Genomic DNA, 13,420 nt, shown 5'->3' with positions numbered 1-13,420 from the left:
CTGACACAGTCGTCCAAATGACAAAGCAATCAATTCAGGAGCCTCCATGGAAAAAGTGCTGCCCGAATCGGTTCCGACACGGCATTTGTCAGGCCCGCTCTCTCCCCACGAGTTGCAACAGCTGTTCGCCCAGGCGCCCGTCGGGATTGGGGTCTTCGATCACGAATTCAGGTGTCGCGACGTCAACGGACGCTTTGCCGAACTGACCGGCCTCGCGCGGGCAGAGCACCCGGGCAAGACGCTGTTCGACATTGTCCCTGCCCAGACTCCCCAGCTGCTCCCGCTGTTTCAGCAACTGCGGCAAGGTCCCCCCCGATGCACATTTGAGGTGGAAATGGTCGGTCTCTCCCGCGCGGCCTCCCCGGCACGCTGGCAAGTGAGCGTCAGCTCCGTGCTGGATGAGGAGGGCACCTTCAGCGGCATCTTCCTCGTGATGAGGGAATCCGCGCAGACATGCCCCCACCTCGACGCACCCGCGTCCCCCGGCCTGCAGGAGATGACCCACCGCCATGCACTGCGTCTCTATCAGGCCGAAGCCCGCTTGCTGCACCTCTCCTATTACGATCCCCTCACCGATCTCGGCAATCGCCATCTGCTGCAAGAGCGCCTCACTCTGGAGATAGAGACGGCCAGGGTGAACCGCCACGTCCTGGCGCTGCTGTTCATCGATCTCGACGGCTTCAAGCTCATCAACGACAACCTGGGGCAAAGTGCCGGCGATCTGCTGCTCAAGCTGTCGGCAGACCGCATTCGCCACTGCCTGCGCCCCGGAGACATCGCCATCCGGCTGGGGGCAGACGAATTTCTGGTGTTGCTGCCCGCCATCAGGGAGACCCAGGATCTGCTGGGTCTCATCGAGGGGTTGCAACGCAGGCTGCACGATCCCGCCGACATCGGCCAGGAGCGGGTGAGGCTCTCCGCCAGCATCGGCGTCTCCCTCTATCCGGAGCATGGCCAGACCCCGGACAGCCTCATCAGCGCGGCGGACAACGCCATGCATGAAGCCAAGCGCCGTGGCCGCAACGGCTATCTGTTCCACTCCCCCGACATGACGGCACAGACCAGGGTGCGGATGCTGCTGGAGCAGGGACTGCTCAAGGCCATTGAGCAGCAAGAGTTTCGCCTGCTCTACCAACCCATGACGGATCTGGCGGATGGTCATCTCAGCGGCCTGGAGGCCCTGATCCGCTGGCAGCATCCCAGCCTTGGCATGATATCCCCGGACCGTTTCATTCCGGTGGCAGAGGAGTGCGGTCTCATCGAACCACTGGGCGAATGGGTGATGCGCACCGCCTGCCGGCAAGGGCAGCAGTGGCTGGCCGAAGGGCTCGCCGTGCCCCGGCTCTCGGTCAATGTGTCGGTCAGGGAGATGCGCTCCCACGACTACGTGGAGCGGGTGACAGCCATTCTGGCTGCGACCGGTTTTCCTGCCGAACGGCTGGAGATCGAGGTGACCGAGAGCATCATCCAGAGCGTGGATCACAGTCTGCGGCTCTTCACCCGTCTCAAGGCGCTGGGGGTACAGATCGCCATCGACGACTTCGGCACCGGTTTCTCCTCCCTGAGCCTGCTCAGGAGCCTGCCCATCGATCGCATCAAGATAGACAGGGCCTTCGTCCAGGCGTTGCCCGACGACAAGCACAGCCGCGAGCTGTGCCGTACCATAGTCCAGCTGGCCAGCTCCCTCGGCATGGCCGTCACGGCGGAAGGGATAGAAACCCAGCCCCAGCGCCAGTTCCTGCAATCCCTGCGTTGCGAGGAGGGACAGGGCTACCTGTTCAGCCATCCCCTGCCAGAACCCAGCCTGCCTCCCCTGCTCCCCCTCCGCCATTGAGCCTTGGCCGCGCCACCACGCAAGCAAAGAAGGGAGCCCATGGCTCCCTTCTTTGACCTCAACGTGTCCTCTCACCTGCTATCTTCGTCGCTATCCAAAAGTCTAATTGCCCTCGGGAACCAAAGGTATAAGTTGTTACTCAATCATTAAGAAAATGTATTCACAGGAGTGAGAGATGAGCGAGAGCAAGGTCTACCCGGTCAAGGCCCACATCGGCAACGGCGCCCTGCTGGACAAGGAAGGTTATGAAGCCATGTATCAGGCGTCGGTGCAGGATCCGGACGCCTTCTGGGGGGAGCAGGGCAAGATCCTTGACTGGATGACCCCCTACACCCGCGTCAAGAACACCTCCTACGATCCGGGCCACGTCTCCATCAAGTGGTATGAGGATGGCCTGCTCAACGTCTCGGCCAACTGCCTGGATCGTCATCTGAACGAGCGCGGCGACAAGATCGCCATCATCTGGGAAGGGGACAACCCGGCCGAAGATCGCAAGATCACCTATCGCGAACTGCACGCCGAAGTGTGCAAGTTTGCCAACGTGCTCAAAGCCCAGGGGGTCAAGCGTGGCCACATGGTCTGCCTTTATATGCCCATGGTGCCGGAGGCAGCCATCGCCATGCTGGCCTGTACCCGCATCGGGGCCGTGCACAGCATCGTCTTCGGCGGCTTCTCGCCGGAGGCGCTCTCGGGCCGCATCATCGACTCCGGCGCGTCCGTCGTCATCACCGCCGATGAGGGGTTGCGAGGCGGTCGCCCCATCCCCCTCAAGAAGAACGTGGATGAGGCCCTTACCCACCCGGATACCAAGGTCAGCAAGGTGATCGTCCTCAAGCGCACCGGTGGCAACGTGGCCTGGCACGATCACAGAGACATCTGGTGGCATGAGGCGGTCAACGCCGCCAGCCCGGATTGTCCGCCCGAAGCCATGGGCGCCGAAGATCCCCTGTTCGTGCTCTACACCTCCGGCTCCACCGGCAAACCCAAGGGTGTGCTGCACACCACGGGCGGCTATCTGGTCTATGCCGCCCTCACCTTCAAATACGTGTTCGACTACCACGAAGAGGACATCTACTGGTGTACCGCCGACGTGGGTTGGGTCACCGGTCACTCCTATCTGGTCTACGGGCCGCTGGCCAACGGCGCCACCACCGTCATGTTCGAAGGGGTGCCCAACTACCCGGCTACCAACCGCATGAGCCAGGTGGTGGACAAGCATCAGGTCACCATCCTCTATACCGCCCCCACCGCCATTCGTGCACTGATGGCCAAGGGCAAGGAGGCTGTCGAAGGCACTTCCCGCACCAGCCTGCGCATCATGGGGTCGGTGGGTGAACCCATCAACCCGGAAGCCTGGGAGTGGTACTACCGCACCATCGGCGACGAGCGCTGCCCCATCGTCGACACCTGGTGGCAGACCGAGACCGGCGGCATCCTCATCACTCCGCTGCCCGGCGTCACCGCGCTCAAGCCCGGCTCGGCCACCCGTCCCTTCTTCGGAGTACAGCCTGCTCTGGTGGACAACCTGGGTGAGCCGCTGGAGGGCGCCACCGAGGGCAACCTAGTGATCACCGACTCCTGGCCCGGCCAGATGCGTACCGTGTTCGGCGATCACGAGCGCTTCGAGCAGACCTACTTCTCCACCTTCCCGGGTCGCTACTTCACCGGCGACGGTGCCCGTCGCGACGAGGACGGCTACTACTGGATCACCGGCCGGGTGGATGATGTACTCAACGTCTCCGGCCACCGCATGGGCACCGCCGAAATCGAGTCCGCTCTGGTGGCCCATCCGAAGATCGCCGAAGCGGCGGTGGTGGGTGTTCCCCACGAGATCAAGGGACAGGGCATCTACGCCTATGTCACCCTGATCGCCGGGGAAGAGCCGAGCCGCGAGCTGCACAAGGAAGTGAAGGAGTGGGTGCGCAAGGAGATTGGCGCCATCGCGACCCCGGACGTGATCCACTGGGCCGAGGGGCTGCCCAAGACCCGTTCCGGCAAGATCATGCGGCGTATCTTGCGCAAGATCGCCACCGGCGAAACCGACAGCCTGGGGGATATCTCCACCCTGGCGGATCCGGGGGTCGTGGACAAGCTGATCCGCGAGAAGTCGGAAGCGGCGTGAGTCTCTTCCCCACGTCAACAGAGCCGGCCACGTGCCGGCTTTGTTGTCTTCGGGATCCGGACAGGGCAGAGTTCGGTGGCAGGCCGGGCTTGCGGGCAAACCAGGCCAATAAATAGCCAGATGTAGAGATTAGACCAGTAAAATGCTGCTAATTTTCACGAAATCAATATAATTGCGAAATCTGTGTGTCAGGGCACACCGATTTGTGCAAAAATTGGCTAGATTTTTGGTAGTCCAAAGATAGCTGATAGATAGCAGCATAATCATCGAGGATGTACTCAATATGTCGCAACATCACCGAATCCTCCTGCTTAACGGCCCCAATCTGAATCTGCTGGGCAAGCGGGAACCGGGAATCTACGGCAGCAAGACGCTCGATGAGATCGTCGCCGATCTGACGCGCAGCGCCAGCGAACTCGGTGTCACCCTGGAACATCTGCAATCCAATGCCGAGCACGAGCTGATCGGCCGCATCCATCAGGCCATGGGCCAGGTGGATTTCATCATCATCAATCCCGCCGCCTTCACCCATACCAGCGTTGCCCTGCGCGATGCCCTGCTGGGTGCGGCCATCCCCTTTATCGAGGTTCACCTGTCAAACGTTCATGCCAGGGAGCCCTTCCGTCATCACTCCTATCTGTCTGATGTCGCCAAGGGGGTGATCTGCGGGTTGGGTGCCGATGGTTACCAATTCGCTTTAACCGCGGCCGTGCATCAGTTGCGCGCGGCTTGATAATCACTGATCAGATAAAGAAGAAAGAGAATGCTAATGGATATCCGCAAAATCAAGAAGCTGATTGAACTGGTTGAAGAGTCCGGCATCGCCGAGCTGGAAATCTCCGAAGGGGAAGAGTCCGTTCGCATCAGCCGTAATTTCTCCGGCCAGGTTAGCGTTGCCCCGCAGATGATCATGCCCCAGGCCGCAGCTCAGGTTGCCGCACCGGTTGCCGCTGCTCCGGCAGCAGCCGCTGCGCCTGCTGCCGATGCCGCCCCGAGCGGTCATCTGATGCGCTCCCCCATGGTGGGCTCCTTCTACCGCTCCTCCAGCCCGGAAGCCAAGCCGTTCGTGGAAGTCGGTCAGCACGTCAATGTCGGCGACACCCTGTGCATCGTCGAAGCCATGAAAATGATGAACCAAATCGAGTCTGACAAGGCCGGCGTGATCAAAGCGATCCTGGTTGAAAATGGTCAGGCCGTCGAGTTTGACGAGCCGCTGTTCATCATCGAATAAGGGAAAATGCCACCCATGTTGGACAAAGTAGTCATCGCCAACCGCGGTGAAATTGCCCTGCGGATCCTGCGCGCCTGCAAAGAGCTCGGGATCAAGACAGTGGCCGTTCACTCCACTGCCGATCGGGAGCTCAAGCATGTGCTCCTGGCGGACGAAACCATCTGCATCGGCAAGCCTGCCAGCGGTGAGTCCTACCTCAATGTGCCGGCCATCATCGCCGCCGCCGAGGTGACCGGTGCCGTCGCCATCCACCCGGGCTACGGCTTCCTCTCCGAGAATGCCGACTTCGCCGAAGTGGTCGAGAAATCCGGCTTCATCTTCATCGGCCCGCGCGCCGAGACCATTCGCCTGATGGGTGACAAGGTCTCTGCCATCGAGGCGATGAAGAAGGCGGGCGTGCCCTGCGTACCCGGCTCCGACGGCCCGGTGGACAACGATGCCAAGCGCAACGCTGCCATCGCCAAGCGGATCGGGTATCCGGTGATCATCAAGGCCGCCGGTGGCGGTGGTGGTCGCGGCATGCGCGTGGTGCGCAACGAGGCCGAACTGGCCTCCGCCATCGCGCTGACCAAATCCGAAGCGGGCCAGTTCTTCAAGAACGACATGGTCTACATGGAGAAGTACCTGGAGAACCCGCGCCACATCGAGATTCAGGTGCTGGCTGACGGTCAGGGTACCGCCCTCTATCTGGGTGAGCGGGACTGCTCCATGCAGCGCCGTCACCAGAAGGTCGTGGAAGAGGCGCCGGCCCCCGGCATCACCGAGGAGATGCGCAAGTTCATCGGTGAGCGCTGTGTGCGCGCCTGTCTCGAGATCGGCTACCGCGGTGCGGGTACCTTCGAGTTCCTGTACGAAAACGGCGAGTTCTATTTCATCGAGATGAACACCCGTATCCAGGTGGAACATCCGGTCACCGAGATGGTCACCGGCGTCGACCTCATCAAGGAGCAGCTGCGCATTGCCGCCGGTCAGCCCCTGTCGATCACCCAGCAGGACATCCGCATCCGTGGCCACGCCATCGAGTGCCGGATCAATGCCGAAGATCCGGCCACCTTCCTGCCCTCTCCCGGTCTCATCCAGCGCTTCCACGCGCCGGGCGGCCTGGGCGTGCGCTGGGAATCCCATATCTATGCGGGTTACAAGGTCCCCCCCTACTACGACTCCATGATCGGCAAGCTGATCTGCTACGGGGAGAACCGCGACGTGGCCATCGCCCGCATGCGCCACTCCCTCGACGAGCTGGTGGTGGAAGGGATCAAGACCAACATCGCCCTGCAAAAAGAGATCATGAAGGACGAAAACTTCCAGCACGGTGGCACTAACATCCACTACCTGCACAAGAAGTTGGGTCTGTAATGGCTTGAGGCCCGACCCATTGAGCACGGTGGCAGCACAGAACAGCCACCACCTGCACAAGAAGTCGGGTCTGTAATGGCTTGAGGCCCGACCCATTGAGCACGGTGGCAACACAGAACAGCCACTACCTGCACAAGAAGTCGGGTCTGCAAAGACCCCTTTCATCGGGATATTGCGCGATCCACCCGGATCGCCAACGTAAAAAAGGGCCATGGCGACATGGCCCTTTTTTGTTATTCTTGCGCCCCGCTCACTCGTCGGAGGCCACAGTGAACCGTTTCGCACTCGCTCGTCGGGAAGCAGCCTTCTGCCTGCTGCTGACCCTGCTCTACTTTGTCGCCTGGTATGGCTCGGCTTATTTCATCCCCGAGGATCTCGAGCTGTGGGACCTGCCCCTCTGGTTCCTGCTCAGTTGCATCCTGATGCCCCTGCTGTTCATCGGCCTCTGCGCCCTCATGGTGGATCGCCTGTTCGTCGATATTCCCCTGGATAGCGAGGTACCACCCCATGAATCTTGAGCTGATGCTGCCGCTCTGCATCTACCTGGTGCTGGTACTGGGGGTCGGTTTCTGGGCCAGTCGCCACCGGACCGGCGGCAACTTCATGCAGGAGTACTTCATCGGCAACCGCAGCATGGGGGGGCTGGTGCTCGCCATGACCCTGGTGGCCACTTATACCTCTGCATCGTCCTTCATCGGCGGGCCGGGTGCCGCCTACAAGGTCGGCCTCGGCTGGGTGCTACTGGCGATGATCCAGCTGCCCACCGTCTGGCTCACCCTGGGGGTGCTTGGCAAGAAGTTCGCCATCATCGCCCGCCGGGTCAACGCGGTGACCATCAACGACATGCTGTGGGCCCGCTACCAGAGCAGGGCGGTGGTCGTGCTGGGCTCGGTCACCATCATCCTCGCCTTCATTGCCACCATGGTGGTGCAGTTCATCGGCGGCGCCCGCCTGCTGGAAACGGCGACCGGCCTCAGCTATCAGCAGGGGCTCTTCCTGTTTGCCAGTTGCGTGCTGCTCTACACGGTGATCGGCGGCTTTCGCGCCGTGGTGATGACGGATGCCCTGCAGGGCATCGTCATGCTCATCGGCACTGGCGCCCTGCTGGCGGGCATCCTCATCGCCGGTGACGGGTTGCCGAATCTTGTCCACCAGCTCAAGGAGATAGATCCCAAGCTGGTGAGCCCCCAGGGGGCCGGCGACATGCTGACCCAACCCTTCATGCTGAGCTTCTGGGTGCTGGTCTGCATCGGGGTGGTGGGCTTGCCCCACTCGGCGCTGCGCTGCTTTGGCTACCGGGACAGCAAGGCGCTGCACCGGGGCATCCTCATCGGCACCATCGTCTGCGCCCTGCTGATGTTCGGCATGCACCTGGCCGGGGCGCTGGGCCGCGCCATCCTGCCCGGCATGGACAGCCCGGACAAGATCATGCCCTCCCTGATGATGGAGGTGCTCCCCCCTTGGCTGGCGGGGGTCTTCCTGGCCGCCCCCATGGCGGCCATCATGTCCACCATCGACTCCCAGCTGATCCAGGCCTCCGCCACCCTGGTGAAAGATCTCTACCTCAATTACCTCAACCCCAGGCAGGAGAAGCTGGAGGTCCGGGTGCCGCGCCTCTCCCTGCTCTGCACCCTGATCCTGGGTACCCTGGTGCTGCTGGCGGCGCTCCAGCCCCCCGAGATGATCATCTGGCTCAACCTGCTCGCCTTCGGCGGCCTGCAGGCGGTCTTCCTCTGGCCCCTGGTGCTCGGCCTCTACTGGTCCAGGGCCAACGGCCCGGGAGCCCTGGCCAGCATGGTCTGCGGCATCCTCTGTTACGGCACCTTGAGCCAGTGGGGGATCAAGCTGGCCGGCCTGCACGCCATCGTCCCGAGCCTGGCCCTTGGCCTGGCGGCTTTTGTCCTGGTCAGCCTACTCACTCCTGCCCCGGATCAGCGTGTCCGTCGATTGTTTGATCAAAATTAAGAAAAGGATCAATAAAGGAAGGCTCGCCTATTCCCAAATGGGGGCTCACGGGTAAAATGTGCGCCACGTCACAAATACCGTGCCCCCATGCCAGTCCAGAACGCCAGAAAGATCCTGACCCAGTCCTTGCAGCGCCTAGGCTATGCCCTGTTGCTGCCCGTCTCCATCCTGCCCCTGGCCGCCCTGCTCCACCGGCTCGGCCAGCCGGACGTGCTGGATCTCGCCGTGCTCTCCCTCGCCGGTCGCGCCCTCTTCAGCCAGATGCCACTCATCTATGCGGTGGCCATCGCCTTCGGGTTGAGTCGCCAGGGGCAAGGAGCCCAGGCGCTCGCCGGTGCGGTCAACTTCCTGCTGCTGAGCTCGGCGCTGGGCACCCTGGTGCCCGGGCTGCATGCGGACATGATCTGCGGCCTGCTGGCCGGGCTCGTCACCGCCATGGTCTGCTCCCGGGCCCGCGCTCTGCGGCTGCCAGGCTGGTTGCGCCCCCTGCAGGAAGATCTGCCGGGCATGTTGCTCTCGGCGCTGGCCTGCCTGCTGCTGGTGATCCCCCTCTCCATCCTCTGGCCGCTGCTGGAACAGGGGCTCACCCTGCTCGCCTCCGATCTGCTCACCACGCCATTTGGCGCCTTCTGCTACGGCGTGCTGAACCGGCTGCTGATCCCCCTCGGCCTGCACCAGGTGCTGGGCAGCCTCATCGGGCTCGGGGAGAGCAACCTGCAAGCCCTCTCGACCGCCCAGCCGCTGCATGAAGGCTATGTGGCCGGGCTCTATCCGGTCATCATGTTCGGCCTGCCCGGTGCCTGTTTTGCCATCTGGATCCATCGCCAGCGGATGCAGCAACTGCCCCAGGGAGGGCTGCTGCTCACCCTGGCGCTCACCTCGGCACTGGTGGGCATCACGGAGCCCATCGAGTTCCTGTTTGCCTTCACTGCTCCCTGGCTGTTTCTGGCCCATGCCCTGCTGACCGGGCTGTCGCTGGCCATCTGCAGCGGGCTCGACATCCAGGTGGGCAGCTACTTTTCTGCCGGATTGCTGGATCTGGTGCTGAGCTACCACGCCGGTCTGCACAGCTTCTGGCTCATCCCCCTGGGCATCCTCTTCTTCGTCGTCTATGCCCTGCTCTTCTCCCGGCTGCTGGAACACGCCCCCCTCAGTCTGCCGGGCAAACCCATCGCCGGGGATCTCTCCCGGCTCGCGACCGTGGCCCCCACCGATCCCCAGATGCTGGCTATCCAGTACCTCAAGATGCTGGGGGGCATGGACAACCTGCAGGCCATGAGCGTCTGCCTGACCCGCCTCAGCCTGCGGGTTCGCGACATGGCGCTGGTGGATCAATCCTGCCTGGCCAGACTGGGTTGCCTCTCCTGGATCGTGCTGAACGAACATCAGCTGGTGCTGGTGCTCGGCCCCCATGCCGGCCTCATCGAAGGGCAGATCCGCATGCTGGCGGAACGCCAGTCGGTCCCGCTCGGTCTCGAACCGGCTCAGGCTCCCCTTGGCCAGCACCAGTGATCAGGCGAAGGGAAGACGCTCGGCCACGAAGTCCATCAGGCTGCGAAGGGCGGGGGCCAGGTGTTCCCGGCTCGGGTAGATGAGATAGAAGGGGTTCACCGGAACCAGGAGATCCGGCAGCACCTTGAGCAGTCGCCCCGCCGCCAGATCGTCGCCGCAGACATGGGCCGGCAGCAGGGCAATCCCCCCGTCATGGAGTGCCAGCTCCCGCAGCGCCAGCAGGCTGTTGCTCTGGCAGGCCCCGCGAGGGCGCCAGCCCCCCTCCTGCAATGGCCACACCGGCAAGGAGCCATGTACCAGGCAGGCGTGTCCGGCCAGCTCCGAGAGCTGGAGCGGCGTCCCGTTGGCCGCCAGGTAACCGGGAGATGCCACCAGATGGCGCGCCACCTGGCCGATGCGCCGGCAGATGAGGCTGGAATCTTTCAGCGGCGCCGCCCGCAGCGCCAGATCGTAACCTTCCCCCACCAGATCCAGCTGTTCATCGCAAAGGGTCAGCTCCAGCACCACCTCGGGATAGAGGGCGCGAAATTCGGCCAGTATCCGGCCAAGCAGCAAGGTTCCCGTGGCTTCGGGAGCAGTGATCCGCACCCGCCCTCCAGGAGCCGCGCGCAACCGCGCCATCGCCAGATTGGCGCTACGCGCCAGTGCCAGCAGCTCCTGACAATGGGCCACATAGACCTCCCCCTGGGGCGTCAGGCTGAGCCTGCGGGTGGTGCGTTGCAGCAACCTCACCCCGAGCCGGGATTCGAGGCGCGAGATCTTCTGGCTCACCGAGGACTTGGGCATGCCGAGCACCTCGGCCGCCCCGGTGAAGCTCCCCTGCTCCACCACGGTGGCGAACAGCCCCATCAACTCCAGTTCGACATTGTTCATATATTCAAACAGTCTTTACCAATTACCCATCTTAATCTTGATAATCATCCAGACTAGAGTGAGTGGCAATCCCGAACACTGCTATTTGAAAGGAAAAGCCATGAAAGCCATCGCCCTGACTCACTATCTGCCAAGCAACCACCCCCACTGCTTTATCGAGAGCGATCTGCCCGATCCGACACCGGGCCCGCGGGATCTGCTGGTACGGGTCAACGCCACCTCCATCAATCCGGTCGACACCAAGGTACGCGCCCCCAAGGACAAGGTCGAAAGCAGCCCCCGCGTGCTGGGCTGGGACGCCGTGGGCGAGGTGATCGCCGTCGGTAGCGACGTCACCCTGTTCAAGGCCGGTGACAGGGTCTGGTATGCAGGCGACATCAGCCGCCCGGGCAGCAACAGCACCCTGCAACTGGTGGACGAGCGCATTGCCGCCATCGCCCCAGTCACCCTGACCGCTCTGGAAGCCGCCGCCCTGCCGCTCACCGCCATCACCGCCTGGGAAACCCTGTTCGAGCGCATGAGCCTTACCCGCGAAAGCACCGGGCGACTGCTGATCATCGGGGGCGCCGGCGGGGTCGGTTCCATCGCCATCCAGCTCGCCCGCCAGCTCACCGGCATGGAGGTGATCGCCACCGCATCGCGCCCCGAAACCCGGGAGTGGTGCCTGGACATGGGGGCCCACCAGGTGGTGAGCCATCACCATCTGCAGGCGGAGCTCAAGGCTCTCGGCATCAGCGAGGTGGATGCCATCTTCTGCACCAACGCCACCGAGCAGCACTGGAACACCATGGCCAGCCTCATCCGTCCGTTTGGTCACATCTGCACCATCGCCGAGTCCAGTGACCCCTGGGATCTGGGTCTGCTCAAACCCAAGAGCGTCACCTTCAGCCAGGAGTTCATGTTTACCCGCTCCCTGTTCCAGACCCCGGACATGATCGAGCAGCACAACCTGCTCGGCCGGGTCGCGGCCCTGATCGATGAAGGGGTGCTCAAGACCACCCTCAGCAAGGTGGTGCCCGAACTGACGCCCCTCACCCTGGCCCGGGCTCATGCCGAGCTGGAAGCGGGTCGCATGGTGGGCAAGCTGGTGATCGACATGAGCGGTTTCCATCGCTGAGGCGCAGCCCAGGCGGGCCTTACCGTCCAGCCTATTCCCTTGTAGGTAAATAAATGCACCATCATGGGGTGAAATCACCAGTGACAAGCCCCAAGAGTGCACAGCCCCGCAGGTGACCTTTGTCCCTGACGGGGCATCTCCCCCGAAAAAACCATAAAAAAGAGGCCATCCCGTCGGGATGGCCCTAAAAACCTGAACGTTGGGGTAACAATCACACACATATCCTTATGCAGGACATCTGTAACTTTGCAGATAGCGTGCCAATCTCTGCTTTTCCCTCCCAATTAACCGCTTTTCAGCGCGACGGCATAAAAAAAGCCACCCGAAGGTGGCTGAAAAAAGATGACGGAACTTCATAGAGCAAAGCATTCAGCGGGAACAAGTTGCTTCCCGTCACCCATGAAGGAATACATTAACCGTGCCAACTCGGCAAAGTCCGCATCCTCCACCACACTGCATGGTCAAACCACGACAGCACGGGCCCATGATGATAGAATCCCGCGGTTTCACATTTATGAAGAGCCGACGCCATGCCCTGGATACAAATTCGAATCAACGCCACTGCCAAGACCGCAGACAAGGTGAGCAACATGCTGCTGGGGCGTGGGGCCCAGGCGGTGACCTTTATGGATGCCAAGGATGTGCCCGTCTATGAGCCCATGCCCGGTGAAACCCCGCTCTGGGGCGAGACCGAAGTAATGGGACTGTTCGATGCCGAAACCGATCCGGCTCCCACCATCGCCTTCTTCCAGCAGATCTTCGGCGAAGACGTGGGCTACAAGGTCGAACAGCTGGAAGACAAGGACTGGGTGCGCGAGTGGATGGATCACTTCCACCCCATGCAGTTCGGCGAGCGGCTCTGGATCTGCCCGAGCTGGCGCGACGTGCCGAACCCCGATGCGGTCAACGTCATGCTGGACCCGGGCCTGGCCTTCGGCACCGGTACCCACCCCACCACGGCACTCTGCCTGCAGTGGCTGGACGGGCTGGACCTGGCCGGTAAAACCGTGGTCGACTTTGGCTGCGGCTCCGGCATCCTCGGCATCGCCGCCCTGAAACTGGGTGCCGCCCGCGTTATCGGTATCGACATCGACCCGCAGGCGATTCAGGCCAGCCGCGACAACGCCGCGCGCAACGGCGTCGCCGACCAGATTGAGCTCTATCTACCAGCCGACCAGCCGCAAGATGTCGAAGCGGACGTGGTGGTCGCCAACATCCTGGCCGGCCCGCTGCGGGAGCTGGCGCCGCTTATCGCCGGCCACGGCAAAGCGGGCAGCCTGATGGCTCTCTCCGGCGTGCTGGAAAGTCAGGCCCCGGAGCTGGAAACCATCTACGGCCAGTGGTTCGAGATGGACCCGACCGCCGTGAAGGAAGAGTGGTGCCGCCTTTCCGGCCGCAAACTCGGCTGAT

Annotated in this window: 11 protein-coding genes; 10 read left to right on the top strand and 1 reads right to left on the bottom strand. The window is 62.6% G+C overall.

The genetic code is table 11. The annotated features are described in order from the left end of the window. The first annotated feature begins 46 nt into the window (after positions 1–46). The 8 genes from AB5Y53_RS16115 (at position 47) to AB5Y53_RS16080 (ending at position 10,020) form a co-directional block, all read left to right on the top strand. Positions 47–1,834 carry an EAL domain-containing protein gene (locus AB5Y53_RS16115; protein WP_368182549.1) on the top strand — a complete coding sequence of 596 codons (1,788 nt, stop codon included), beginning with the start codon at positions 47–49 and terminating at the stop codon, positions 1,832–1,834. A 175-nt stretch (positions 1,835–2,009) separates the two neighbouring features. Then, positions 2,010–3,956 carry an acetate--CoA ligase gene (gene acs, locus AB5Y53_RS16110; RefSeq protein ID WP_368182547.1) on the top strand — a complete coding sequence of 649 codons (1,947 nt, stop codon included), beginning with the start codon at positions 2,010–2,012 and terminating at the stop codon, positions 3,954–3,956. A gap of 283 nt (positions 3,957–4,239) precedes the next feature. Continuing rightward, entirely contained in the window at positions 4,240–4,689 is a 450-nt protein-coding gene (gene aroQ, locus AB5Y53_RS16105) for a type II 3-dehydroquinate dehydratase (protein ID WP_368182545.1), read from the top strand. Between the two features lie 36 nt (positions 4,690–4,725). Then, positions 4,726–5,187 (top strand): acetyl-CoA carboxylase biotin carboxyl carrier protein, encoded by a 462-nt coding sequence (accB, locus tag AB5Y53_RS16100; protein WP_010675405.1) that lies wholly within the window; start codon positions 4,726–4,728, stop codon positions 5,185–5,187. A gap of 15 nt (positions 5,188–5,202) precedes the next feature. Next, positions 5,203–6,543 carry an acetyl-CoA carboxylase biotin carboxylase subunit gene (gene accC, locus AB5Y53_RS16095; RefSeq protein WP_039040308.1) on the top strand — a complete coding sequence of 447 codons (1,341 nt, stop codon included), beginning with the start codon at positions 5,203–5,205 and terminating at the stop codon, positions 6,541–6,543. Between the two features lie 269 nt (positions 6,544–6,812). Then, positions 6,813–7,061, top strand: a complete 249-nt coding sequence (locus AB5Y53_RS16090; protein WP_039040309.1) for a YhdT family protein — start codon at positions 6,813–6,815, stop codon at positions 7,059–7,061. After that, positions 7,051–8,508: a sodium/pantothenate symporter gene (panF, locus tag AB5Y53_RS16085; RefSeq protein ID WP_043153258.1), complete on the top strand. Its 1,458-nt coding sequence runs from the start codon at positions 7,051–7,053 to the stop codon at positions 8,506–8,508. Before AB5Y53_RS16090 ends, panF begins: the two co-directional genes overlap by 11 nt. Positions 8,509–8,595: 87 nt before the next feature. Further along, on the top strand, positions 8,596–10,020 hold the full coding sequence (locus tag AB5Y53_RS16080) for a PTS transporter subunit EIIC (RefSeq protein ID WP_368182544.1): 1,425 nt from the start codon (positions 8,596–8,598) through the stop codon (positions 10,018–10,020). On the opposite strand, the gene AB5Y53_RS16075 is transcribed toward AB5Y53_RS16080, so the two are convergent. Further along, complete coding sequence (locus AB5Y53_RS16075; protein WP_042014452.1) at positions 10,021–10,893, bottom strand: LysR family transcriptional regulator; 873 nt, start codon at positions 10,891–10,893, stop codon at positions 10,021–10,023. It abuts the gene before it with no gap. A gap of 100 nt (positions 10,894–10,993) precedes the next feature. Here AB5Y53_RS16075 and AB5Y53_RS16070 point away from each other — a divergent pair, with 100 nt between their 5' ends. Beyond that, positions 10,994–12,010 (top strand): zinc-binding alcohol dehydrogenase family protein, encoded by a 1,017-nt coding sequence (locus AB5Y53_RS16070; protein WP_368182543.1) that lies wholly within the window; start codon positions 10,994–10,996, stop codon positions 12,008–12,010. A gap of 530 nt (positions 12,011–12,540) precedes the next feature. Beyond that, positions 12,541–13,419, top strand: a complete 879-nt coding sequence (gene prmA / locus AB5Y53_RS16065) for a 50S ribosomal protein L11 methyltransferase (RefSeq protein ID WP_045525764.1) — start codon at positions 12,541–12,543, stop codon at positions 13,417–13,419. Position 13,420: the final 1 nt, after the last annotated feature.

The organism is Aeromonas sp. R7-5 (assembly GCF_040908015.1).
GTDB lineage: Bacteria > Pseudomonadota > Gammaproteobacteria > Enterobacterales > Aeromonadaceae > Aeromonas > Aeromonas caviae.
This window is presented reverse-complemented; position numbering and strand designations above follow the sequence as displayed.